The following is a 25517-nucleotide window of genomic DNA, read 5'->3' as shown; positions in this document are numbered from 1 at the left end:
GCCGTGTCCCCAGCCACCGGGGGCGCGGCGTATCCTTTCCCAGCTTCGTGCTAGGGATATGTAGTCGGCGATACGCATCAGACATCGCCAATCCGCCGGAAGGCCCAGCCGCAGGAACGCCATGAGACGATCCCCCACTACCATCGATTCCATCTCGGCAGAGGAACGCCGCTCAAGCCTGCGCACCCTGCGCAAGGTGGTTCCTTACCTCTGGCCCGCAGACCAGAAGAGCGTGAAATACCGGGTCGTGCTGGCCATGGTGGTGTTGATCCTGGCCAAGCTAATCGCCGTTTATACGCCGGTTCTGTACAAGGGCGCGGTGGATGCGTTGGCGGGTGAAGGCGTTCCGCCGCTGGCGCTCGGCGCGGTGGGGCTGACCGTCGCCTATGGTGTGGCGCGGGTGCTGACGAACGGATTCCAACAGCTGCGGGATGCGGTGTTTGCGCCTGTCACCCAGCGGGCGCTACGCGGTCTGGCGCTGGAGACATTTCAGCACATTCACCGACTGTCGATGCGCTATCATATCACGCGCAAGACCGGCGGACTGTCCCGGATCATCGAACGCGGGGTCAAGGGCGTCGAATTCCTGCTTCGGTTCCTCTTGTTCTCGATCGGTCCGCTGGTGCTGGAACTGGTGCTGGTGGCCATCATCCTGACGGTGCTGTTCGACGCGCGCTATCTGCTCGCGGTCGGTGTCACCATTGCGCTTTATGTTTGGTTCACGCTGGCGATCACCGAATGGCGGGTGAAACTGCGCCGCGAGATGAACAAGCAGGACACTGACGCCAACCAAAAGGCGATCGACAGCCTGCTGAATTTCGAAACGGTCAAATATTTTGGGGCTGAAGAGCGCGAGGCGGCCCGCTATGATGGCGCCATGCGTGCCTATGCGCAGGCGGCGCTGAAGACCGCTTATTCTCTGGCCTTCCTGAACTTTGGCCAGAGCGTGATCATCACCGGCGGTTTGATAACGGTAATGGTGATGGCGGCCATCGGCGTGCAGGACGGCAGCCTTAGCGTTGGTGATTTCGTGATGGTCAACGCCTATATGGTCCAGATCACAGTGCCCCTGAACTTCCTCGGCTCGGTCTATCGGGAAATCCGCCAGAGCCTTGTCGATATGGGGGAAATGTTCGACCTGCTGGAACAGCCGCCGGATGTGAAGGACCGTCCGAATGCGGCTGAGCTGAAGGTCAGCAAGGGGCATATCCGGTTGGAGGACCTGCATTTCGGTTATGACCCGGAGCGCGAGATCCTGAAGGGCATCACCATGGAGGCCAAACCAGGTGAGACGGTGGCCATCGTCGGCTCCACCGGGTCCGGTAAATCCACCATCGGGCGGCTGTTGTTCCGGTTTTACGATGTCACCGGCGGCGCCCTAACAATCGACGGGCAGGATGTGCGCAACGTCAGCCAGAAAAGCCTGCATGCCGCCATTGGCGTGGTGCCGCAGGACACGGTGCTGTTCAACGACACCATCCGCTACAACATCGCCTATGGCCGCGATGGCGCCACCCAGCAAGAGATCGAAGACGCCGCTCGGGCGGCGCAGATCCATGATTTCATCGCCGGTCTTCCGCAGGGCTATGACACTCAGGTGGGCGAACGCGGGCTCAAGTTGTCGGGCGGTGAAAAACAGCGCGTCGGCATTGCCCGTACCCTACTGAAGGACCCGCCGATCCTGCTGCTGGACGAGGCAACTTCGGCGCTGGATACCGATACCGAGCGCGAGATCAAGGAAGCGCTGGCGCGGGCCGGGCAGGGGCGCACGGTGATCACCATCGCGCACCGCCTGTCCACCGTCGCCGAGGCGGATCAGATCGTGGTGCTGGAGCAGGGAGAGATCGCGGAAGCAGGCTCTCACGAGGATCTACTTGCGCGCGGTGGCCGTTATGCCCATCTGTGGCAGCGCCAGCAAGCGGATCAGGATGTCGCCTGAGCCTGTCAGCGCGGGTGGCGTTCCAAAGGCGCGCGGTAGGGTGAGCGGGATAAAGAGTGTAAGATGAACGTGATACTGGACTGGGCTCTTTTTCTGTTCATCTGCGCAGTGCCGCTTTTGACCCTGCTGCCGCTGCTGCGGCACGAAGGCTGGTGGGTGCGGGGCTTTGAATTCCCGGCCTTGCAGATCACCACGGTCACCGTTGCTGCCTTGCTGGCCTATGTCTGGGTCTACGGCTGGCAGGGGCAGGGCGATAAAGCGCTGATCGTTCTGTTGTTGCTTTGCTCGGCGCTGCAGTGCGTGCGGATCATCCGCTATACGCGGCTTTTTCCCTATCAGATCCAGTCGGCGCGGCAGATGCGCCCTGACGATCAGTTGAACCTTCTGGTGGCCAACGTCCTGATGACCAACCGCAACGCTCAGCCGCTGCTGGATCTGATCCGTGAGACCAAGCCGGATCTGGTCCTGACAGTGGAGACGGACGCGTGGTGGGAAGAACAACTGGAGCAGATCGAGGCGGGGTATCCTTACCGGGTCAAGCAGCCGCTCGATAACCTTTACGGGATGCATCTTTATTCCCGGCTCGAGTTGATCGACCCGCAGGTCCACTTTTTGGTGGAGGAGGGCGTGCCCTCGATGCATGGCTCCGTGGGTCTTGCCTCGGGACAGCGGGTTGCCTTGCATTGCCTGCACCCGGCGCCACCCAGCCCGACGGAGAACCCGACCTCTGCCGAACGGGATGGAGAGCTGTTGCTGGTGGCCAAGACCATTGACGCCAGCGCGGGACCGGTGGTGGTCATGGGGGATCTCAACGATGTGGCCTGGTCGGCATCGACCCGGCTATTCCAAAAGTTGAGCGGTCTTTTGGATCCGCGCATTGGGCGGGGGATCTTCAGCACCTTTCACGCAGGCTACCCGCTGCTGCGCTGGCCGCTGGATCACGTCTTCTGCTCGGGCGATTTCACGCTGGTTTCGATGAAGCGGCACCGCAATATCGGGTCTGATCACTTTCCCATTCAGGTGGTTCTGCAGCACACGCCGCGGGCGCGTCATCTGCACCCGGAACCGGCGCCCGGCCCAGGCGATGAAGAGCTTGCACAGAAGAAGATTGAAAACGTATCCGCGGATGAAACCGCCCTTTTGTAAGTCGTGCGGGCGCCAGAGGCGCAATGCTGCGCAGAGAAAAGAAAAGCCCCGCATCTGCGGGGCCTTTTTTTCATCTGGTTGTCTGCGCAGACACGGCGTTTACTCCGCTGCGCGCAGGGCGGGGCCTGTGCCCGGTCCTGTGTCGGGCTCGCTGTCGTCTGCCGGGCTCCTGTCTATCTCTTCCCAGAGCAGCTCGGTCGTGGGCAGTTTGCGCGCTTTCTTGGCCAGCCGCATATCCTGCGCGATCCGGCTGGACCGGCCACCGGTGATGCGCGCCATCAGGCGCCCCATCCACGACAGGTAGGTCGACAGCCACACCCGGATCGACAGCAGCGATGGCGTCACCACTAGCGTCAGCACGGTTGCGATGCCAAGGCCAAAGACCACGGCGGTCGCCAGCTGCTTCCACCACAGCGCGGTGGGGCTGTTGATGGAGTAGCCACCGTCGATGAAGTCGAGGCTGATGCCGAACATCATCGGTGCCAGACCGGCCATGGTGGTGACGGTGGTCAGCAGCACGGGACGGATGCGTGCCTCGGCGGTGCGGATGATCGCCTCGATCCGAGGCATGTGCTGGCTGAACTCCTGATAGGTGTCGATCAGAACAATGTTGTTGTTCACCACGATCCCCGCGAGCGCCACGATACCCGTGCCCGTCATGATGATCGAGAACGGCTGCTGCATCACCATCATGCCGATCAGTACCCCGGTGGTGGAGAGCACCACCGCCAGCAGCACCAGCGCCGAATTGTAGAAGCTGTTGAACTGGGCCAGAAGGATCACGAACATCAGCCCTAGCGCCCCGGCAAAGGCCTTGGACAGAAAGGCGCCGCTTTCCTCTTGCTCCTCCTGATCGCCGGTCCATTCCCATGTGATGGATTTGGGGAACGGATCGGTGTCCAGCCATGTGGTGATGGCGGCCAGCCGTTCATTGGCGTTGACCGGCAGGATTCGGGCGTCCTCTGCGACGGCGGTGCCGAGCTCTTCAGCCGTATCGGCCTGATCCAGGGCGAAGATCGTATAGCGGTTGCCATTGGCAGCGGTGATTTGCCCCTCGGCCACCGTCACTGTGTCGGGGACCGCTTTTAGCAGGCCCAGGACCCTGTCCTCGCCAGTCTCGGGATCGGCTGTAACGACTTTGCTGAGACCCGGCTCCACATCCGCCTTCACATCATAATACCGCTGCTGCTGCACGCGGCTGATCTGCGCCAGTTTCGGCACTGGCTGGCGGGTGATGAAGTTGCTGAGCGGAACCAGGCCATCGGTGGTGCGAACCTTGAGGTTGTCCAGCGTCGACAGCACCCGGTCTTCATCGGGCAGGCGCACGCGGATCTCGATTTCCTCATCCGAGCTGTCCACCCGCATGGTGTCGAGCAGGATACCACGTGTCACCAGCTGCACCATGGCGCCCACCGTGGCCACATCGGCGCCATAGCGGCCCGCCTTTTCCACATCCACGTCGATCTGCCAGTCGATGCCGGGCAGGGGCAGGGTGTCCTCAACCAGCGTCAGCCCCGGCATTTCGTCGAAATAGGCGCGCGCGGTTTCGGTGGCGGATGTAAGATCCTCCCAGCCGTCGCCCTTGATCCGCAGATGGATGGGTTTGCCCGACCCGGGGCCTTGCTCGAGTGCCTTCAGTTCGGCCACAAAGCCCGGCAGTTTTTCCAGCTCGGCGTTCAGTTCGTCTATCACTGTATGTCCGTCATAGGCCGAAGCGGTCACCTCGCGGGTCAGCAGATCGAAGAACCATTTTTCCGTTTGCGTCGGGCGATCTTCCCAGGGGATGATTTCGAACTGGACCTGACCAACGGTATCCTGCGGCGATTGCCCGCCGCCGGGGCCACCGGTATCAAGACCACCTTCACCTGCAAAGGAGAAGACGTTGATCACCGCCGGATGCGCTTTGATCACCTCTTCGGCCTGACGCACCATCTCGTCCTTTTCATGCAGCGAGATATTGCCACGTGCCCGCACAAATGCCGTGGCTTGCTCCGGTTCGGATTCCACGAAGAACTCGACGCCATAGTTGTTCTCGCTGAACATCTGGAACACCGTCATGATGCTGAAGGCAACCGCTGCAATCGTGACCAGAGGCATGATTGGATTGCCCGCGATGAACTTGATGAAATAGCCAAACGGCGTATGGCGGTAGCCTGCAGAGACCACCTTTGGTTTGCGCTCGATCCGGGCTGCACCCAGCGCGGTGGAGGCAGCAAAGGCCGACAGCACAAAGACCAGCGCGCCAAAGAGCGGCGGGATGGCACCGGGCATGGCGGCAGCAGCGGCGTCGGGCAGTAGGTAGCCCGGGTTCAGCATCTGCATCAGACCGGCGAACATGCCCCAGATCGGCGGCGGCACCAGCAGCGCCCGTGCCCACCATGGCAGCACAGCGCGCAGGCCTTGCGAGGTGCCTTCGAACACCCGACTAATACGACCGGAGACGCCGCCCATGACCGGCAGGTAGACCAGCGCCACCACCAGCGATGCGGAGAGCACGAAGATCAGCGTCACCGGCAGCATGCCCATGAACTCACCCGGCACACCGGGCCAGAACAGCATTGGCAAGAAGGCACAGAGCGTCGTCGCGGTCGAGGAGACAACCGGCCAGAACATGCGCTGCGCCGCCTCCACATAGGCGTGCATCGGGCCGGTGCCTTCACTGATGCGTTTGTCGGCGTATTCCACCACCACGATGGCGCCATCGACCAGCATGCCCACGGCAAGGATCAGACCGAACATCACGATGTTGGAGACAGAGATCCCCATCAGCGCCAGCAGGGCAAAGCACAGAAGGAAAGAAGTCGGAATGGCAAAGCCCACCAACAGCGCCGCCCGGCTACCCAGCGAGGACAGAACCACGATCATCACCAGCGCAATCGCGGTCAGTACCGAGCCTTCCAGCTGGCTGACCATGGAGCCGACCACGCGGCTCTGATCGTTAGAGGTACCAAGCGAGATCGCCGCGCGCAGTTCTGCGGGCCACTTCTGCTCGGACTTGGCGATGGTTTCTTTCACCAGATCCACTGTGTCGATCAGGTTGAACCCTTTGCGTTTGACCACCTGCAGGGCAACGGTGTCTTCACCATCAAATCGTGCGGTGCCTTCGCGATCTTCGAAGGTATAGTTGATCTGCGCCAGTTCCCCCAGCTTGACCACCCGGTCGCCGTTGGTCTTGATCGGCAGGGCGTAGATGTCGCGCACATCGTCAAAGGACGAGGGGATCTTGATTGAGAATGTGCCTTGCGCGGTCTCAACCTCTCCCGCCGCGATCAACTGGTTGTTGTTTTGCACCACGTTGATCAGTTCAAGCGCGGTCACGTTGTAGGATTCCAGCCGCAGCGGGTCGATCACCACCTCGACCATCTCATCGCGGTTGCCCGCGATGGGGGCCTCCAGCACCGCATCCAGCGATTCCAGATCGTCCTGCAGATCCTTGGCGATGCGCGCCATGGTCCGTTCCGGCACATCGCCGGTCAGGTTGACGATGACGATGGGGAATTCGGAAAAGTTGATTTCCTTGATCACGTATTGCTCAGCCGCCGACGGGAAATCCGCCTGCGCTGTGTTCATCGCATCGCGCACATCGGCGATTGTGGCGCTCTTGTCCCAGCCAAAATCGAACTCCAGCAGGACACCGGCGTAATTCTCCGCCGCGGTGGAGGTCATTTCCTTCAGCCCGTCCAGATCGACAAGCTCCGATTCCATCGGTTTAACCAGCAGACTTTCGCTGTCTTCGGCGGAAATGCCGGGAAACTGCACCGAGACGTGCAGCATCGGAATGTCGATGTCCGGCTCGCCTTCTTTTGGAAGGCTGACATAGGCAAACCCGCCCACCAGGAGCGAGATCACGATGAAGGCCAGAACCATACGGGCCCGGTCTGCGGCCCAGGAGACTATGCCGGTCATTGCATCGCCTCCTGATAGGTGGGCGCAACGGGCACCCCTTCGGTGACGAAGTCCTGACCGACGACGATCACGTCAGCCTTTTCCGGCAGGCCGCTGACCCAGACGCCCTCGGCCGTGTCGCGCAGAAGGGATACCAGAACGAAGCCGGCGGTCTGATCTTCGCGCACGATCCGCACGCCGAGCCGCCCATCGTTGTTGAGGGTCAGCGCCGATTGCGGCAGCAGATGCGCCTTGGTGCCCTCTGCGGAGATCACGATATCGGCGGTCTGCCCGTCGCGGATCTTCAGGTCGGGGTTGTCGACGGTGATTTCGACCTCAAAGGTGCGTGTGGTCGGATCAGCCGAGCGGCTGACGAATGTAACCTCGCCCTGAACCCGCGCGCCATTGGCCAGTTCGGCCCCGGCCAGCGCGCCAAGATGCACCCGGTTGACTTCGGTTTCCGGCACAAAGCCCACCACCTTGATGGTGTCCAACTGGATGACGGTCGCACAAAGGCTGCCCGGCTGCATCAGGCTGCCGATTTCTGCGGTGTCGCTTTCCAGGAGGCCATCAAAAGGCGCTGTAATACGCAGCCGATCGATTTCCTTGCTGGTGGAGGCGACCAGCGCCAGCGCGGATTCGATGCCCGCACGCGAGGTTTCCAGACCACCCTGCGCCGCCGCGATACCGGCAACGGCCGTGCGTTCGGCCGCCCGCGCCGCCGCCAGCCGTGTTTCCGAGGCATAGCCTTCTTGCGACAGTTTTTCAGCCGCCGTCAGGTTGATGGTCGCTTCTTTCAGGCGGGCGTTGGCTTCTTCCAGCTTGGCTTCGGCTTCGGGGGTACGGGCGCGCGCTTCGAGCAGACGGGCCTGCGCCTCCTGGTGCGCGGCCAGCCGGGTGCCGGGATCGAGCTCGCACAACAGATCGCCCGCCTTGACCTGCGTGCCCTTGCGCAGCGGCTCTGACAGCACGGTGGATGTTGTTTCGGCCTTGACCTCGACCTGACGTGCGGCCTGTGTCTGGCCGCGCAGGATTACGGCGCTGTCGAGCGGCCGCGCTTCGCTACGTTTGACGACGACGCCGACGCGTTTTTCTGCAGTGACCGTGACACTGGCCGCGCCTTCGGCAGAGGGTTCGCTTTCAACGGTCTCTGTTGCTTCGGCAGCAGTCTCGCCACGGGCGAAGGCAAACAGATCCTCCCGCTGCAGGACCAGGAAATACAGTCCGGCGGTGACGGCAATCGCGGTCAGAAGGGGTATCAAACGCATTTCGGGCCTTTCTCAAATAACACTGAGCGAGCCACAACCATTGGCTGGGCTCTCCAAGAGGGTTCCGCCAGACACCCGGGAAAAAGTCATAGTAAGCATGTAGGCATTGTCCATACTAAACAAAGCAGTTCACTTCATATTTTTACCCATTGTTTCAGGCTTGCGCCCGGATTGCCGGATATTGCGGCTCTTGGCTTGTACCCGAAGGCGCGTTAAGAGAGGCGTCACGTGAGACAATTTTCCGGCACAGACCGGGCATATCGGGGACATTTTCATGAGCGACACCGACAGCTTTATCGAAGAGGTGACCGAAGAGGTGCGCCGGGACCGCCTGTTCCTGATGCTGAAACGCTATGGCTGGATCGGTGGTCTGGCCGTGGTGGTCATCGTGGGCGGTGCCGCCTATCGCGAATATAACAAGGCGCAGGAACTCGCCGCAGCGCAGGCGCTTGGCGATGGCATGATTGCCGCGCTGGCAGCTGATGAACCCGCAGACCGCGCCGAGGCACTGGCGCAGGTGGCCGCTGGCTCTGAAACCGGCGCTGCCGTGGCCAAGATGATGCGCGCAGGCGCCCTGGCCGAAGCCGAGGATGCCGAGACCGCCGTTGCGGTCCTCAGTGAAGTCGCCACCGATGGCGAACTGCCGCTGGTTTACCGTCACATCGCCAGCTTCAAGGCGCTGGCCCTGCAGGCAGAGACGCTGAGCCTTGAAGAGCGCCGCCTGCAATATGAGGCCCTGGCACAGCCCGGTGCACCTTTGTCGCTGCTGGCGTCCGAGCAACTTGCACTGCTGGACATCGAAGCAGGTGAGACCGAGGCCGCAATCGAGCGTCTGCAGGCGATTACGGCGGATGCGACTGTCAGCCGGGACTTGCAAGACCGCGCAACTCAAGTGATTGTAGCACTTGGTGGAAAACCGGACGCGGCAGACGCGCCGGAAGGTTAAAAGGCGCCGCGCGGAATGTGCGCGGAGAGGGAAACGAATTGCGGGGCAGGGCAATGACGGCAGCTAAATCCATTTCTCGCGCGCGGGCGCTTTTTTGCGGTAGCGCGATGGCTCTGGTTCTGGCCGCCTGCGCCGAACCCGAGGTGATCCTGCAAGGGCAGCGCGAAGACATCCGTCCCGATGCCAATATCGAGGTGGTCAACCAGTCGCGGCCAATTTCCCTGCCCAGCCAGACCGTCAACGCTTCCTGGGCGCAGACGCACGGGCTTCCGGCGCAGCGCACCGCGCATCCGGCGCTGTCGACGGCGCCGCAATTGCTGTGGGCCGTTTCCATCGGCGAGGGCGACAGCCGCCGCCAGCGTATCACGGCCCGCCCCGTTGTGGCTGATGGGCGTATTTACACGCTGGACAGCGCGGCCCGCGTCAGCGCGGTGTCTCCCTCTGGTCAGCTTCTGTGGCAAAGCGATCTGATTCCCGCCCGCGAAAGCGAAGGTCAGGCAACCGGCGGCGGCATGGCCTATGACAAGGGTGTTCTTTACATCTCCTCTGGCTATGGCGTTCTGACCGCGCTGGAGGCCAGCACCGGCAAACAGATCTGGCGTCAAAAACTGGAAGCCACCGGTTCGGGCGAACCGATGGTGCGTGACGGGCTGGTTTATCTGGTGGCCGGGGATGATACCGGCTGGGCCGTCAACACCTCGGACGGCCGCATCGCATGGCAGGTCGAAGGCGTTCCGAGCCCCTCGAACGTGCTGGGCGCCCCGTCGCCAGTGATTGCCGGGGATTACGTCATCTTTGCCTTTGGCTCCGGCGATCTGGTCGCAAGTTTCCGCCGTGGTGGTGTGCGCCGCTGGAACGCCTCGGTGGCGGGGCAGCGCGTCGGCACCACGCTGGCGCGGATCAGCGATGTCACCGGTGCGCCAGTGGTGGTCGGAAACCGTGCCTTCGTGGGGAACCATTCGGGCCGCACCGTGGCGATCGACACCAACAATGGCGATCGCATCTGGACGGCACAGGAAGGGGCCGTCGGTCCGGTCTGGCCTGCGGGAGGCAGCCTGTTCCAGATTAGCGACCGCAACCAGCTCCTGCGTCTGGATGCCTCCAGCGGAGAGGTGATCTGGGCTGTGGATCTGCCGGGCTATCTGAAGGACAAGCCTTCTAAACGCGGCGCAGTGGTGGCCCACTATGGTCCGGTGCTGGCAGGTGGTCAGGTGATCATCACCTCTAACGATGGTCAGATTCGCATGTTCGATCCCCGTGACGGCAGCCTGGCTCGCAGCATCGAGGCCCCCGGCGGCGCGACTACCGCGCCGGTTGTTGCGGGCAAGACCCTTTATGTGGTTTCCTCGAAAGGGGAGCTTCTCGCCTTCCGTTAAAGCGTCGATCGGCTCTGGCCGTAAGACAGCAGATGCGCTATGGGGCGCGTCTGAATCGCAAAAAGTTGGGTCCGATGTCTTTTACCCTCGCTATCGTGGGCCGTCCGAATGTGGGCAAGTCCACCCTGTTCAACCGCCTTGTCGGCAAGAAACTGGCCTTGGTCGATGACCAGCCGGGGGTCACCCGTGACCTGCGCGAAGGTGAGGCCCGCCTTGGCGATCTGCGGTTTACCGTCATCGACACCGCCGGCCTTGAGGATGCCACCGACAACTCGCTCGAAGGGCGCATGCGCCGCCTGACCGAAAGGGCGGTGGATATGGCGGATGTCTGCCTGTTCATGATTGATGCGCGCACGGGGGTGACCCCGGTGGACGAGATGTTTGCCGATATCCTGCGCAAGAAATCCGCGCATGTCATTCTGGCGGCAAACAAATCCGAAGGCTCCGCAGCTGATGCCGGGGTTTTGGAAGCCTATGGCCTGGGCCTCGGTGAGCCGATCCGCCTGTCCGGCGAACATGGCGAGGGTCTGAATGATCTCTATTCCCAGCTGCTGCCGATTTCGGAACGCTTTGAAAAGACCGCGCAGGACAATGCTCCGCTGACGGACGTGTCCGTGGACGAGGACCTGGACGAGGAAGACGTCGAATACACGGTCCCTCAGCCAACGATGGACAAGCCGCTGCAGGTGGCAGTCGTCGGCCGTCCCAACGCGGGCAAATCGACCCTGATCAACAAGATCCTTGGTGAGGATCGCCTGCTGACCGGCCCCGAGGCGGGGATTACCCGCGATGCGATCTCGCTGAAGATCGACTGGGCAGGCACGCCGATGCGGGTCTTTGACACCGCTGGTATGCGCAAAAAAGCCAAGGTTCAGGAAAAGCTGGAAAAACTGTCCGTATCGGACGGGCTGCGCGCGGTGAAATTCGCCGAGGTCGTGGTGGTGCTTCTCGATGCGGACATTCCCTTTGAACAGCAGGACCTGCGGATCGCCGATCTGGCCGAACGGGAAGGGCGTGCGGTTGTCGTCGCGGTCAACAAATGGGACATCGAGGACAACAAGCAGGAAAAGCTGAAAAACCTGAAAGAGGCCTTTGCCCGGTTGCTGCCGCAGCTGCGCGGTGCGCCGCTCGTCACGGTATCGGCCAAGACCGGCAAGGGGCTGGACCGGCTGCACGCTGCCATTATGCGCGCCTATGACGTCTGGAACCGCCGGGTGCCCACCGCAGCGCTGAACCGCTGGCTGACTGGCATGCTGGAGCAGCACCCGCCGCCTGCGCCGCAGGGCAAGCGGATCAAGCTGCGCTATATGACCCAAGCCAAGACGCGCCCGCCGGGGTTCGTGGTGATGTGTTCCCATCCGGACAAAATCCCGGCCAGCTATACCCGTTATCTGGTGAATGGTCTGCGCGAGGATTTCGACATGCCCGGCACGCCGATCCGGCTTTATATGCGCGGGCAGGCGGACAAGAACCCCTACAAGGGCCGCAAGAAAGCCGCGCCGTCAAAGCTGCGCAAACACCTGGAAGGGCGCAGGGACTGATCCCAGGCGCTGCCTTCCAGGGGCTTGCGCGCCCTAGGCCAAAGACCAAAATTTTTGCTGGACCGGTTCGCATCTGCGGGCCGGTCCTTTTCACACGTTGAAATCCGTTGCCAACCCATTAACATTAAATGGCATTGGCAGGGCGTCAGCCGATTTTCTGATCTTCCCAGCCAATGGAGTTTTTAAACGTCAAGCGCCCGGAGATTTTACACCGGCGTCACAGAGCGTATTTAAGGGAAGTCTCATGGACCTGAGAACTTACACGCGTGAATATACAAAGAAAGATAACCGCCTGGCGGCAATGAGTTATTTCGGCACCTTCGCGGTCTACTTTCTATCCCTCTACTTGGCCATCGCCTATGTCGAGCGGTGGTATATCCTGATTCCAGCAGGGGTGATCTTTGCCTTTGCGGCGGTGCGGCTTTATGTGCTGCAGCATGATACCGGGCACCATTCGCTGTTCGAAACCCGTAGGCAGAATGAAATCGCGGGCCACGTCCTGTCGCCCTTCACCTTTGCGCCGTTCGAGGTGATGAAGCAGAACCACAACCTGCACCATGCCAATATCGGCAATCTGGAACACCGGGAAACCGGCGAGATACACACGATGACCCTGCGCGAATGGAAGGAGGCAGGGTTCTGGGAGCGGCTGACCTATCGGCTTTACCGCAATCCGTTGGTGCTGGTGCCGGTGGGCTCGGCCTTTACCTATTTCATTCGCTACCGCTGGCCCAAGAACACCACCAAGTTCGGCATTCTGGGGGTGCTGCTGCATAATATGGTGATCATTGCGCTGATTTCCCTGCTTTATTACGTGGCAGGCCCGACGGGTCTGTGGGTGTGGCTGGCGTTTTCCTTCCTTGGCGGCATGATCGGGGTATTTCTGGTCTATCTGCAGCATAACTTTGAAGACACCTACTGGGATCGTCGCCCGGATCTGAACCCGCAGGAGGCAGCGTTGCAGGGGTCCTCCTGCCTGGATTTCGGCTGGTTCTTCGATTTTGCCGTCGCCAATATCACACTTCACGACATCCATCACTTCAACGCCCGCATCCCCAGCTATCGCCTGCGCAAGTGCCATTATAATCTGCCGCCTGAATTTGCGCTGCGGCGGATCTCATTTGGTGAAGCTTTGCGCGCTTTGTCTCTGAAACTATGGGATGAAGAGCAAAAACGCCTGGTGCCCTTTCCGGCCTGAAACGCGCATTGCATACTAAGGGCACGCCAGGTACGGCAGCCCATTCCGGCAGCCCGTGTAGCTGCCGGGAAAAGAAAAGGAAGATTGAAATGACGGCTCTCAAGGATCTCAAAGGGGTTGGTCCCGCGCTGGAAAAGGCGCTGAAGGATCAGGGGATCACGTCGGTCGAGGCGCTGGCAGCGATCAGCGAAAAAGATCTGAGCAAGGTACCCGGCATCGGGGCCGCGCGCGCCGCGCGCCTGAAGCAGGCCGCCGTTGCACCGCAGGCTGTGGCTGCGCCTGCACAGCCGCGTCCGACCGCGCTAGTGCGCACCGGGCGCCCTGCCGCAAGGCCGGCGAAGGTGACCCGTGAGGTCCCGCCTGAGGATGCAACCCAGCTGAACGCTGCGCTCGCCGCCGCCGAGGCGGCCCGGATCGCGGCCGAGGAAAAAGCTGCCAAGGCCAAGATCAAGGCGCGCAAGGCCGCCAAGAAGGCCGAGGCGCTGGCGCTGGAAATGGCCGAAGCGCGCGTGAAGGCCAAGGAAAAGGCCAAACGCGTGAAGGCCAAGGCGCGTAAGGCGATCGAGCGGGAAAAGGCCAAGGCTGAAGCCATCCTGGCCCGCAAGAAGAGCGGCGGAAAACTGGATGCCAGCGATAAGGCCACCAAGGAGAAACCCGGCAAGGAAAAGCGGGGCAAGGCAAAAGCCGAAAAGGCCAAACCAGCCAAGGACAAAATGGCAAAGGCGAAGAAATCCAAGAAGACAAGGGGTTGAAGCCAACGCCTGCGACGCGCCCGTAGCACGACAAAGAAAAACCGGCCCGCATTCTCGGGGCCGGTTTTCTTGTTTTCAGGTCTGGGGAGCTGGGCTCAGGCCAGTGCGCCCTCTGCCGTCAGGGTCAGCTTGCCGCCCAGATAGGGCGCCAGCGCCTCAGGAAGTATGACCGATCCATCCGCCTGCTGGCCATTTTCCAGAACCGCGATCAGGCAGCGGCCCACGGCCAGCCCCGATCCGTTCAGGGTGTGCACGAACTCGGGCTTGCCACCGCCTTCGGGGCGGAAACGCGCGTTCATGCGGCGGGCCTGGAAATCGCCGGTGGTCGAGACCGAGGAAATCTCGCGATAGGCATTCTGGCCGGGGAGCCAGGCTTCGATGTCGTAGGTGCGGCGCGCGCCAAAGCCCATGTCGCCGGTGCACAGAATCACAGTGCGATAGGGCACGCCCAGCTTCTCCAGCAACCCTTCGGCGCAGCGCAGCATGCGTTTCTGCTCGGCGTCGGACTCGTCCGGGTGGGTGACCGAAACCATTTCGACCTTTTCGAATTGGTGCTGGCGCAGCATGCCCGAGGTGTCGCGGCCTGCGGAGCCCGCTTCGGAGCGGAAGCACAGGGTATGCGAGGTCATGCGGATCGGCAGCGCGCTGGCATCGAGCACATCCTCTGCGACGGAATAGGTCAGCGGCACCTCGGAGGTCGGCACCAGCCACCAGCCATTGGTGGTCTGATAGCTGTCCTCGCCGAATTTCGGCAGCTTGTCGGTGCCATACATTGCCTCGTCGCGCACCAGAACAGGGGAGTTCACCTCGGTCAGGCCATTCTCATCGACGTGGGTGTCGATCATGAACTGTGCCAGCGCCCGGTGAATGCGTGCTACTGCGCCTTTCAGGAAGACAAAGCGCGAGCCAGAAACCTTGGCGGCGGTCTCAAAGTCCATGGCTGTTGCGACGCCAGTGATCTCAAAATGTTCCTTGGCGGTGAAATCGAATTCCGCGGGCGTGCCCCAGCGGTTGACCTCGACGTTGTCGTCCTCGTCAGCCCCATCCGGCACATCCTCGGCCGGGTTGTTGGGCAGGCGGGCCAACATGTCGGTCAGCTTGGCGTCGAGCTCCTTGGCTTCGGTCTGCAGCGCGGCAACCTCGGCCTTCTTGCCTGCAACTTCGCTGCGCAGGCGTTCGAACTCTTCCTCGTCGCCCTTGGCCTTGGCCGCGCCGATGGCCTTGGCGGCCTTGTTCTGGGCGGCCTGTGCTTCTTCGGCGGCCTGGATCTTGGCCCGGCGCGCCTCGTCCAGAGCCAGCACCTCAGAGGACACAGCCGCATCCCCACGCCGCGCCAGAGCGGCGTCAAAAGCGGCAGGATTTTCGCGGATCGCGCGGATGTCGTGCATGGGGTGGCTCCTGTATAAGAGACGACGTTGAATCAGTGCCAAACCTATGCCCGAGCCGCAGCCAAAGAGGAAGAGGGCACAACGGGGTTTGTATAAGGGTGTTGCAAGGCGGAATCTGCACATCGTCGCACCGCCTTTGCCTTGCAACTGTCCAGACCAGCGCATAGGTTCGCCTGCAAAATAAGGCAGCCCCGCATGGGCTCTCCAGACAGAAGGAATATCCCCTTGGACGCAAATACGATTGGCCAGTTTCTCCCGCTCATTCTGATCTTTGCGATCATGTACTTCCTGCTGATCCGCCCGCAGCAGAAGAAGATGAAGGAACACCAGAAAATGGTCGAGAACCTGCGCCGCGGCGATCAGGTGGTGACCCAGGGTGGTCTGATCGGCAAGGTTGCCAAGATCAAGGAAGAGAACGAGGTCGAAGTCGAAGTCGCCGAGGGCGTCAAGGTCCGCGTTGTGCGCTCGACCATCGCTCAGGTGCTGTCCAAGACCGAGCCGGCAGCGTAAGCTTCTGATCTTAAATATCTGAAAAGGCAGGGCAATGCTGCAAATCGATCTCTGGAAGAGGGTGCTGATCTGGCTGGTCTGTGTGGCCGGCCTTTTGCTAGCCCTGCCAAATGCGTTCTACACCCGTGTCGAACAGGCCAATGATGCCGTCGCCGCGATCGAGATGAAGGGGGAGACTCCGGAGCGGCTCGAACAGGCGGGGCAATGGCCCGAATGGATGCCTTCGGGGCTGGTCAACCTGGGCCTTGATCTGCGCGGCGGTGCGCATCTGCTGGCCGAGGTCAAGGTCGCCGATGTCTATGCTGCGCGCATGGATGCGCTCTGGCCCGAGGTGCGCGATGCGCTGCGCCCCGAGCGGGCAACCATCGGCACCTTCCGACTGCAACCGGCACCGGACGGGCAGATTCGCGTCAAGATCTCCCAGCCCGAGGGCATGGCCCGGGCGCTGGAAGTGGTGCGTGGGCTGGCAAGTCCGGTCACCAGCCTCACCGGCGGCGGGGCAACGGATATTGTCGTTTCTGCCGAGGGTGATGTGATCATCATCGAGCTGAGCGAGGCCGAGCGCCTTGCCTCGGATGACCGTACGGTGCGCCAGTCGCTGGAAATCGTGCGCCGCCGGATCGATGAGGTCGGCACCCGTGAGCCCACCATTCAGCGTCAGGGCGCCGACCGGATCCTGATCCAGGTGCCGGGTATCGGCAGTGCCTCTGAGCTGAAAGAGATCATCGGCACCACCGCGCAGCTGACGTTCAACCCGGTTGTGGGACGCGGCAATGACGCCGACGCCCGCGCTGGTGTCGGCAACAAGGTGATCCCGTCGCTGGATGAAGAGGGCGTGTTCTATACCGTCGAAGCCGCGCCGGTGGTGACCGGCGAGGAGCTGGTGGATGCGCAGCCGTCTTTTGACCAGAACGGCCGCCCGGCGGTAACCTTCCGCTTCAATACATCGGGTGCGCGCAAGTTCGGCGACTACACGGCGGAAAACATCGGCTCGCCCTTTGCGATCGTCTTGGATGACGAGGTTGTCTCGGCGCCAGTCATTCAGGCGCATATCCCCGGTGGCTCCGGTATCATCACCGGTAACTTCACCATCGAGGAAAGCACCAACCTTGCCATTCTGCTGCGGGCAGGTGCCCTACCGGCCGGGTTGGAGTTCCTCGAAGAACGCACCATCGGCCCGGAACTGGGGCAGGACAGTATCGACGCGGGCAAGATCGCGACCATTGTTGCCTTTGTCGCGGTGCTCGTCTTCATGACGCTGTCCTATGGTATCTTCGGGATCTTCGCCAATCTGGCGCTGATGCTGAACGTGGCGCTGATCTTTGGCGCACTCAGCCTGATTGGCGGTACGCTGACGCTGCCGGGCATTGCCGGGATTGTGCTGACCGTCGGTATGGCGGTGGATGCCAACGTGCTGGTGTTCGAACGGATCCGCGAAGAGTTGAAAGCGGGCCGGGGTCCGGCGCGCGCCATCGACGAAGGCTACTCCAAGGCGCTGAGCGCTATTCTTGACGCCAATGTCACCACCTTCATCACCGCTGTGATCCTGTTCGCCATGGGATCCGGACCGGTACGCGGATTTGCGATCACGCTGGGCCTTGGCATCATGACCTCTGTGTTCACGGCGATCTTCGTGACCCGGGTGATGATCGTGATGTGGTTTGAACGGCGTCGTCCGAAAACGATTGAGGTATAAGATGCGGCTGAAACTTGTTCCCGAAGGAACCTCTTTCGATTTCTTCAAACGCTGGAAGATCTGGCTGGGCGTCTCGGCGCTGATGATGGTGGTGGGCTTTGCCTCCTTCATGCTTCAGGGATTGAACTTTGGCATCGACTTCCGCGGTGGTACCACGATCCGCACCGAAAGCACCGAAGCCATCGATGTTGGTGTCTACCGCGATGCTATGTCGCCGCTGGAGCTGGGCGATATTTCGATCACCGAAGTGTTCGACCCCACCTTTGACGAAGACCAGCACGTTGCGATGATCCGCATCCAGTCCCAGGCGGATGGCGAGGCGATTTCGGGCGATGTGATCGAGGCGCTGAACACCGCGTTGGATGCGGTGGCGCCAGGTATCAAGTTCGTTTCGGTCGAATCCGTGGGTCCCAAGGTGTCCGGAGAGCTGGTGCAGACAGCCGTCATCGCCGTGGTTCTGGCGATTGGTGCGGTGCTGGTCTACATCTGGCTGCGGTTCGAATGGCAGTTCGCGCTGGGGGCCGTTGCGGCGCTGGTGCACGACGTGGTGCTGACCATCGGCATCTTCTCGGAATTGCAGATCAAGTTCGACCTGGCGATCATCGCGGCGCTGCTGACCATCGTCGGCTATTCGCTGAACGATACCGTGGTTGTCTTCGACCGGGTTCGGGAGAATCTGCGCCGCTACAAGAAGAAGTCGCTGGCCGAGGTGCTAAACCTGTCGATCAACGAAACGCTGAGCCGCACCATGATGACCTCGGTCACCACGCTGATCGCTCTGATCTCGCTTTATGTGCTGGGCGGCGATGTGATCCGCGGCTTTGTCTTTGCGATGATCTGGGGCGTCATTGTCGGCACCTATTCGTCGGTCTTCGTGGCCTCGACCATCCTGCTCTGGCTGGGGGTCAAACGCGACTGGTCGAAACCCTCGACACCGACCGGCAATCAGTTCGCCAATATCGACGCCTGATCCGGGCGCAGCAAATGACTACCAAAGGCCGCAGGCATCGCTTGCGGCCTTTTGCTTTTGCCCCATCCTGCCCCGTGGTAGGAGAGTGGCAAATCAGTTTCCCGGGAGATGCCTCATGCGCCTGAATGAAGTGACCTATTCCGATGCCGTGCCGGTGGATGGCTATGGCGAGGGGTTCTTTCGCATCGGCGGAGAGGTGCATCACGGCGCCGTTCTGACCGGCACCCGCGGCACGGTGGCCTGGGGGGGCTATGAGGATCAGGAGGCGCTTCTGGCGCTGGCGGACGAGGTTGACGTTCTGTTCATCGGCACCGGCGCCGAAGTGGCGCATATCCCGGCAGATCTGCGCCGCGCGCTGGAAGGCGCCGGGATCGGGGTGGAGACGATGAATTCCCCCGCCGCCTGCCGCACCTATAACGTTCTGCTGTCCGAAGGGCGCCGCATCGCCCTGGCCGTATTGCCGGTGTGAACCGGACCGGGCGGAATACGGCTTTTGCGCCGGGCCGCAATGGGATAGTCAGTTATTCATGACATTGAATGTAACCGATCTCAGCATTGCCCGTGGCGGGTTGCCGGTTCTGGAAGGGCTGAGTTTTCAGCTTATGCCCGGCCGTGCCCTGATCCTGCGCGGGCCGAATGGGATCGGCAAGACAACGCTGTTGCGCACCATCGCCGGGCTGCAACCGCCGCTCTCAGGGCAGATCGACGGCGCCGAGGATCAGATCGCCTATGCGGCCCATTCAGACGGGTTGAAACCGGCGCTGACGGTCACGGAGAACCTGACATTCTGGGCGCGGGTCTTTGGCTCTGCCTCCATCACGCCCGCGCTTGAAGCCTTTGACCTCACTGCCTTAAAGGACCGGCCCGCCGGGGCGCTGTCTGCCGGACAGAAACGCCGTTTGGGCCTGTCGCGGATGCTGGTGACAGGGCGCCCGATCTGGGTGATGGACGAGCCGACCGTCAGCCTCGATACCCGCTCGGTCACCATGTTCGCGGATGCGGTGCGGGCGCATCTGGGGCAGGGCGGTTCGGCATTGATCGCCACCCATATCGACCTAGGCCTAGCCGAGGCCGAGGTGCTGGATGTCGGCCCCTTCAAGGCGCGCCTGCTTGCGCTTGATGATTTTGACGAGGGCTTTTTATGATCGCTCTTCTGATGCGGGATCTGCGGTTGGCAGTGCGGGCCGGGGGCGGCTTTGGCCTTGGGCTGGCGTTTTTCTTGATCGTGACGGTCATGGTGCCCTTTTCGGTGGGGCCGAATTCCGAGCTGTTGACCCGGATCGCGCCGGGAGTGCTGTGGCTGGGGGCGCTGCTCTCGTGCCTGTTGTCGCTGGACCGGCTGCTGGCGCTTGATTGGGAGGATGGCTCGCTGGATCTTCTGGCCACCGCACCGCTGCCGCTGGAGGCTGTTGTTACCATCAAGGCGCTGGCGCATTGGATCACCACGGGCCTGCCGCTGGTGCTGGCGGCGCCGGTGCTGGGCGTGCTGCTGAACCTGCCTGTGCCGGGGTTTTTCTGGCTGGTAATTTCGCTGTTTCTGGGAACGCCAGCCCTGTCGGTGATTGGCACCTTTGGCGCGGCGCTGACTGTGGGGCTGAAACGCGGTGGGCTTCTGTTGTCGCTTTTGGTGATGCCACTATATGTGCCGACGCTGATCTTTGGCGCCGAAGTGGCCCGCCGCGGTGCCGAAGGCATGGCCGTGCAGACGCCGCTGTTGATGCTGGCGGGGATTTCCGCAGCTGTGATCGCGCTTCTGCCCTTTGCCAGCGCCGCGGTCTTGCGTATCAATCTGCGCTGACCGGGATGCTGCGAAAGAGCTGCGACGAAAGAGCAGGGAACAGAGACTTGAAACTTTGGGAGCGGGGAACAAGATAGCCACCATGTCGATTTGGGAATACGCCAATCCGAAGAAATTCCTGACCACCACCGAGCGGGTGATGCCCGCGCTGTGGATGATCTCGGGCCTGCTGATGGCCGTGGGGCTGATCTGGGGTTTCTTCTTCACACCGGACGATTATCGTCAGGGCTCCACTGTCAAGATTATCTTCCTGCACGTGCCCTCGGCGCTGATGGCGATCAACGCCTGGTTCATGATGCTTGTCGCCTCGCTGATCTGGCTGGTGCGCCGCCACCACGTCAGCGCCCTTGCGGCCCGTGCCGCCGCGCCGGTAGGCATCGTGATGACGCTGATCGCGCTGGTGACCGGGGCGATCTGGGGGCAGCCGATGTGGGGCACTTGGTGGGCCTGGGATCCACGCCTGACCTCCTTCCTTGTCCTGTTCCTGTTCTACCTTGGCTATATCGCCTTGTGGGAGGCGATTGAGGATCCGGACACGGCAGCGGATCTCACCTCGATCCTTTGCCTTGTCGGCTCGGTCTTTGCGGTGCTCAGCCGCTATGCGGTGAACTTCTGGAACCAGGGTCTGCATCAGGGCGCCTCGCTCAGCCTTGATAAGAAAGAAAACGTCGCGGACGCTTTCTCCAACCCGCTTTATGTCTGCATGCTGGGCTTCGGGGTTTTCTTTCTCGCAATGGTGTTCTACCGCACCGGAACTGAAATTCGCGCCCGCCGTATCCGGGCGCTGATGGCACGGGAAAAACTGGACACATGATGCCTGATCTGGGGAAATATTCGGAGACCGTTTTGTCGTCCTACGCGGCGTCGCTTCTGCTGCTGGTTCTTCTGGTGGCCGTCACCCTGTGGCGTGGCCGCCGCGTGCGCGCCGAGATGGAGCGGCTGGAGCAGAACCGGGTGAAGCGCAATGGCTAAGATCTCTCCTTTGATGGCGGTGCCCGTGGTAGTGTTCGCCGGTTTTGTCGGTCTGGCGCTCGTGGGCATGTTTCGTGAGGACCCCGAAAGCCTGCCATCTGCCCGCGAAGGGCAGACCGCACCGCCGGTGGTGCTGGATGACTTTACTGGCAAGCCGTCGTTCGACGATGCGACTCTGCGCGATGGTACGGTCAAGCTGGTGAACTACTGGGCCAGCTGGTGCGCGCCCTGCCGCGCCGAACACCCGACGCTGGAGGCGCTCTCGGCCGAAGGCGTGCCGATCTACGGCGTTAACTATAAGGACCAGCAGGACAACGCCGAGGCCTTCCTCAACGAGCTGGGCGATCCCTACACGGCGATTGGCCGGGACGAAAAGGGGCGCATGGCGATCGACTGGGGCCTTTATGGCGTACCCGAGACCTATGTGATCGATGGAGAGGGCAAGATCGTGCTGCGCTTTGCCGGGCCGCTGACTAGCTCAGTCGTTGAAAAGACGCTGCGCCCCGCGATGGAAAAGGCGGCTGGTCAGTAGATTTTCGGATCTGTCCCCAAAAGCCGGGTATCGCCGATGCGCGGGGCGGCGAACCCCGTGTTTCTGCTCGGCAGTTTATCTTTGCCACATCCGTAGAAGGTACCCGAGGAGCTGTTCCGTAGCCAAATCGCCGCCGCATGAGGGCGCGTCGGCGATACGCGGCGGCCTGGCGGCCTTGTCCCGCGCCATCGCGCTCTGATTTTAGGCAAACAGGGACAGATCCAGCTCCAGCCCGGTGCCCAGCCAGATGCCATGATCACGGTGATCGGCCAGCTCATCGCCGGTTTCGGGGTGGGCAAAGACAATCAGCCCGTCCCGGTTCAGCGCCAGCCAGGGCAGCAGCTGCGCAAACTGTTCCGGATCGGCGGCTAGCTGACAGGACCACATCGGGTGCGGGCCGACCAGCTTGTCATGGACGCGGCCCATCTTGACGCCAAAGATCTCGGCCGCGCGCTGGCACAGGACCAGCGCCTGTTCCACCGTGTCGGCATCGAAATAGACATGGGCGTGATAGCCGGTGATGCAGCCAGTCTCCTTCAGACCTATCTTCGTCGTGTCAGTCATGCTCTGATCCTCCTCCCTTATTCTTTTGCTATTCTCGGTAAGGCCTCTAACAGAAAAGGCGACCCCGGGGGGCCGCCTTTTGCAATTCCATGTGGCGCGGGCCTTACGACTTCGCGAGGTTGCGCAGCACGTAGTGCAGCACGCCGCCGTGTTCGATGTACTCGATCTCGGGCGCGGTATCGATGCGGCACTTCAGCGTGATGGTCTTGGTGGTGCCATCTGCGTAGGTGATGTCGCAGGGTACTTCCTGCTGCGGCTCGATGGTGTCGAGGCCTCGGATCGATACGGTTTCGTCACCAGTCAGGTTCAGCGACTTGCGGGTGTCGCCAGCGGTGAACTCGAACGGGATAACGCCCATGCCAACCAGATTGGAACGGTGGATACGCTCAAAGCTTTCGGCGATCACGGCCTTGACGCCCAGCAGCGCGGTGCCTTTTGCAGCCCAGTCACGCGAGGAGCCCGCGCCGTACTGTTCACCGCCAAAGACGACCAGCGGGGTGCCCGCTTCCTGATAGGCCATCGAGGCTTCATAGATCGAGGTCTGCTCGCCATCGGGGCCTTTGGTGTAACCACCTTCAACGCCGTCCAGCATCTCGTTCTTGATGCGGATGTTGGCAAAGGTGCCGCGCATCATGATCTCGTGGTTGCCGCGACGCGAACCGTAGGAGTTGAACTCACGCGGGGCCACCTGACGTTCGATCAGGTACTGACCTGCCGGGGTGGTGGTCGCAAAAGAACCCGCCGGGGAGATGTGGTCGGTGGTGACCATGTCGCCCAGGATCAAGAGCGGCTTGGCGCCCTCGATGTTGGAGATGGTGCCGGGCTCGGTCCCCATGCCCTGGAAGTAGGGCGGGTTCTGGATGTAGGTCGACGCTGCGGGCCAGTCGTAGGTTTCCGCATCGGTGGTTTCGACCGCCTGCCATTTTTCGTCGCCTTTGAACACATCGGCGTATTTCGACAGGAAGGCCTCGCGGGTTACGGTTTCCTGCACGAGGTCCGCGACTTCCTGTGTCGAGGGCCAGATGTCTTTCAGGTAGACATCCTTGCCATCGGCAGTTTGGGCGATCGGGTCGTTGGCCAGATCGATGTCCATGGTGCCTGCCAGCGCATAGGCGACAACCAGCGGCGGCGAGGCCAGGTAGTTGGCGCGCACATCGGGGCTGATGCGGCCTTCGAAGTTGCGGTTGCCCGACAGGACCGAGGTTGCCACCAGATCGCCTTCGGCGATGGCGTCGGAGAGTTCCTGCTGGATCGGACCGGAGTTACCGATACAAGTGGTGCAGCCATAGCCAACGAGGTTGAAGCCGACAGCGTCCAGATGCTCCTGCAGGCCTGCGGCCTCAAGGTACTCGGACACCACCTGCGAACCCGGCGCCAGCGAGGTTTTCACCCAGGGCTTGCGGTTCAGGCCCAGCTCATGCGCCTTTTTCGCAACCAGACCCGCGCCGATCATCACGTAGGGGTTGGAGGTGTTGGTGCAGGAGGTGATCGAGGCGATCACGACCTTGCCGGATTCCATGGTGTAATCTTCGCCTTTGACGGCCACTTCCTTGCCCATCGGGCGTTTGAAGGTGTTTTCCATCTCCTGACGGAAGGCGGCTTGGGCGTTGGTCAGCGGCACGTAGTCCTGCGGACGCTTGGGACCGGAGATTGCCGGAACGATGCTGCTCATGTCGAGGGACAGCGTGTCGGTGTAGACCGGTGCGTAATCCGCATCGCGCCAGAAACCGTTTTCCTTGGCGTAGGCTTCGACCAGCGCGATACGGTCTTCGTCGCGGCCGGTGTTGCGTAGGTAACGGATGGTTTCCGCGTCGATCGGGAAGAAGCCGCAGGTCGCGCCATATTCCGGTGCCATGTTGGCGATGGTGGCACGGTCCGCCAGCGGCAGACGGTCCAGACCTTCGCCGTAGAATTCGACGAATTTGCCCACAACGCCTTTTTGGCGCAGCATTTCCACGACTTTCAGAACCAGGTCGGTGCCGGTGGTGCCTTCGACCATGTCGCCGGTCAGTTCAAACCCGATGACTTCGGGGATCAGCATCGAGATCGGCTGACCCAGCATCGCGGCTTCGGCTTCGATGCCGCCAACACCCCAGCCCAGAACGGCCGCGCCGTTGACCATGGTTGTGTGGCTGTCGGTGCCGACCAGTGTGTCGGGGTAGGCGACTTCATTGCCGTCCTGATCGGTGTCGGTCCAGATGGTCTGGGCCAGGTATTCCAGGTTCACCTGGTGGCAGATGCCGGTTCCCGGAGGCACAACGCGGAAGTTGTTGAAGGCGCCCTGACCCCATTTCAGGAACTGGTAGCGCTCCATGTTGCGCTCATACTCGCGGTCCACGTTCATCTGGAACGCGCGCGGGTTGCCGAATTCGTCGATCATGACCGAGTGGTCGATGACCAGATCAACCGGGTTCAGCGGGTTGATCTTCTGGGCGTCGCCACCCAGCGCCTTGATGCCGTCGCGCATGGCGGCAAGGTCCACAACGGCGGGAACGCCGGTGAAATCCTGCATCAGCACGCGGGCCGGGCGATAGGCGATTTCACGCGGGTTCTGGCCGCCGTTGGCACCCCATTCGGCAAAGGCCTTGATGTCTTCGAGCGAGACCGAGAAACCGCCGTCTTCAAAGCGCAGCATGTTTTCCAGAACGACCTTCAGCGCCGCCGGCAGTTTCGAGAAATCGCCGAGGCCGGCTTCGGTGGCGGCGGGGATCGAGTAATAGGAAATCGACTTGCCACCGGCGCTGAGCGTGCGGCGCGTCTTGGCATTGTCCTGTCCGACGGTGATAGGCATGTTGGCCTCCCTCTGGATGTGATAATGGGGAATTCGCTGCAGGCTATCTGCAACAGGTTCGGCCTTCTTTCAATAGGGGAAACGCCTTCTGGTGCATTTTTTGTATGCAATAGTACACAAGAGCGCATGCAAAGGGTAAACCAAGTCTCAAGAATGATTGATTGGTGTTCAGAATTGGGTTGGGGTACACCGGGGGGCCAGCGAGAGTTGGCCTGCGGATCACGACCAAAGGGGTACTCCGAACA

21 protein-coding genes are annotated in these 25517 nt (G+C 61.7%); 16 read left to right on the top strand and 5 right to left on the bottom strand.

All coding sequences use genetic code 11. The features are described from left to right. The first annotated feature begins 121 nt into the window (after positions 1-121). Complete coding sequence (locus tag C6W91_RS08355) at positions 122-1939, top strand: ABC transporter ATP-binding protein/permease (protein ID WP_370570741.1); 1818 nt, start codon at positions 122-124, stop codon at positions 1937-1939. Positions 1940-2002: 63 nt separating this feature from the next. Next, positions 2003-3085: an endonuclease/exonuclease/phosphatase family protein gene (locus C6W91_RS08350; RefSeq protein ID WP_370570740.1), complete on the top strand. Its 1083-nt coding sequence runs from the start codon at positions 2003-2005 to the stop codon at positions 3083-3085. A gap of 99 nt (positions 3086-3184) precedes the next feature. Here C6W91_RS08350 and C6W91_RS08345 read toward each other — a convergent pair whose 3' ends face one another. Together C6W91_RS08345 and C6W91_RS08340 are read right to left on the bottom strand one after the other, a co-directional pair. Continuing rightward, complete coding sequence (locus C6W91_RS08345; protein ID WP_370570739.1) at positions 3185-6991, bottom strand: efflux RND transporter permease subunit; 3807 nt, start codon at positions 6989-6991, stop codon at positions 3185-3187. Further along, entirely contained in the window at positions 6988-8238 is a 1251-nt protein-coding gene (locus C6W91_RS08340) for an efflux RND transporter periplasmic adaptor subunit (protein WP_065270478.1), read from the bottom strand. Before C6W91_RS08340 ends, C6W91_RS08345 begins: the two co-directional genes overlap by 4 nt. 274 nt (positions 8239-8512) lie before the next feature. On the opposite strand from C6W91_RS08340, the gene C6W91_RS08335 reads away from it, so the two are divergent. From C6W91_RS08335 to C6W91_RS08315, 5 genes are all read left to right on the top strand, one after another. Continuing rightward, on the top strand, positions 8513-9184 hold the full coding sequence (locus C6W91_RS08335; protein WP_370570738.1) for a hypothetical protein: 672 nt from the start codon (positions 8513-8515) through the stop codon (positions 9182-9184). Between the two features lie 107 nt (positions 9185-9291). Next, entirely contained in the window at positions 9292-10560 is a 1269-nt protein-coding gene (locus C6W91_RS08330) for a PQQ-binding-like beta-propeller repeat protein (protein ID WP_370570737.1), read from the top strand. A 74-nt stretch (positions 10561-10634) separates the two neighbouring features. Then, positions 10635-12101 carry a ribosome biogenesis GTPase Der gene (gene der, locus C6W91_RS08325; RefSeq protein ID WP_274839112.1) on the top strand — a complete coding sequence of 489 codons (1467 nt, stop codon included), beginning with the start codon at positions 10635-10637 and terminating at the stop codon, positions 12099-12101. 244 nt (positions 12102-12345) lie between these two features. After that, on the top strand, positions 12346-13299 hold the full coding sequence (locus C6W91_RS08320) for a fatty acid desaturase (protein ID WP_274833472.1): 954 nt from the start codon (positions 12346-12348) through the stop codon (positions 13297-13299). A gap of 89 nt (positions 13300-13388) precedes the next feature. Continuing rightward, on the top strand, positions 13389-14051 hold the full coding sequence (locus C6W91_RS08315) for a helix-hairpin-helix domain-containing protein (protein WP_370570736.1): 663 nt from the start codon (positions 13389-13391) through the stop codon (positions 14049-14051). Positions 14052-14146: 95 nt separating this feature from the next. Here the strand turns inward: C6W91_RS08315 and serS are convergent, their stop codons facing one another. Further along, entirely contained in the window at positions 14147-15439 is a 1293-nt protein-coding gene (serS, locus tag C6W91_RS08310; protein WP_370570735.1) for a serine--tRNA ligase, read from the bottom strand. A gap of 195 nt (positions 15440-15634) precedes the next feature. Here serS and yajC point away from each other — a divergent pair, with 195 nt between their 5' ends. From yajC to C6W91_RS08265, 9 genes are all read left to right on the top strand, one after another. After that, positions 15635-15949 (top strand): preprotein translocase subunit YajC, encoded by a 315-nt coding sequence (yajC, locus tag C6W91_RS08305; RefSeq protein WP_116560284.1) that lies wholly within the window; start codon positions 15635-15637, stop codon positions 15947-15949. 34 nt (positions 15950-15983) lie between these two features. After that, positions 15984-17645: a protein translocase subunit SecD gene (gene secD / locus C6W91_RS08300; protein WP_370570734.1), complete on the top strand. Its 1662-nt coding sequence runs from the start codon at positions 15984-15986 to the stop codon at positions 17643-17645. Between the two features lies 1 nt (position 17646). After that, the gene (gene secF, locus C6W91_RS08295; RefSeq protein ID WP_065270470.1) at positions 17647-18615 is read left to right on the top strand and encodes a protein translocase subunit SecF; all 969 of its coding nucleotides are present in this window, start codon (positions 17647-17649) and stop codon (positions 18613-18615) included. Positions 18616-18730: 115 nt separating this feature from the next. Further along, entirely contained in the window at positions 18731-19084 is a 354-nt protein-coding gene (locus C6W91_RS08290) for an Mth938-like domain-containing protein (protein WP_370570733.1), read from the top strand. 58 nt (positions 19085-19142) lie between these two features. Then, entirely contained in the window at positions 19143-19760 is a 618-nt protein-coding gene (gene ccmA, locus C6W91_RS08285; RefSeq protein ID WP_370570732.1) for a heme ABC exporter ATP-binding protein CcmA, read from the top strand. Continuing rightward, complete coding sequence (gene ccmB, locus C6W91_RS08280) at positions 19757-20413, top strand: heme exporter protein CcmB (protein ID WP_274834399.1); 657 nt, start codon at positions 19757-19759, stop codon at positions 20411-20413. Before ccmA ends, ccmB begins: the two co-directional genes overlap by 4 nt. A gap of 82 nt (positions 20414-20495) precedes the next feature. Continuing rightward, positions 20496-21227, top strand: coding sequence for a heme ABC transporter permease (locus tag C6W91_RS08275; RefSeq protein WP_065270466.1), 732 nt, complete (start codon positions 20496-20498; stop codon positions 21225-21227). Continuing rightward, complete coding sequence (gene ccmD / locus C6W91_RS08270; RefSeq protein ID WP_370570731.1) at positions 21224-21385, top strand: heme exporter protein CcmD; 162 nt, start codon at positions 21224-21226, stop codon at positions 21383-21385. Before C6W91_RS08275 ends, ccmD begins: the two co-directional genes overlap by 4 nt. Next, positions 21378-21917 (top strand): DsbE family thiol:disulfide interchange protein, encoded by a 540-nt coding sequence (locus C6W91_RS08265; protein ID WP_370570730.1) that lies wholly within the window; start codon positions 21378-21380, stop codon positions 21915-21917. Before ccmD ends, C6W91_RS08265 begins: the two co-directional genes overlap by 8 nt. Before the next feature lie 201 nt (positions 21918-22118). Here the strand turns inward: C6W91_RS08265 and C6W91_RS08260 are convergent, their stop codons facing one another. Together C6W91_RS08260 and acnA are read right to left on the bottom strand one after the other, a co-directional pair. Next, positions 22119-22481, bottom strand: coding sequence for a DOPA 4,5-dioxygenase family protein (locus tag C6W91_RS08260; RefSeq protein WP_274833487.1), 363 nt, complete (start codon positions 22479-22481; stop codon positions 22119-22121). A 103-nt stretch (positions 22482-22584) separates the two neighbouring features. Beyond that, positions 22585-25272 (bottom strand): aconitate hydratase AcnA, encoded by a 2688-nt coding sequence (acnA, locus tag C6W91_RS08255; RefSeq protein WP_274834394.1) that lies wholly within the window; start codon positions 25270-25272, stop codon positions 22585-22587. Positions 25273-25517: the final 245 nt, after the last annotated feature.

The organism is Phaeobacter sp. SYSU ZJ3003 (assembly GCF_041300735.1).
In the GTDB taxonomy this organism is placed as follows: Bacteria; Pseudomonadota; Alphaproteobacteria; order Rhodobacterales; family Rhodobacteraceae; genus Phycobacter; species Phycobacter gallaeciensis_A.
Note: the sequence above shows the minus strand (reverse complement) of the source record. Positions and strands in the feature narration are given on the sequence as shown.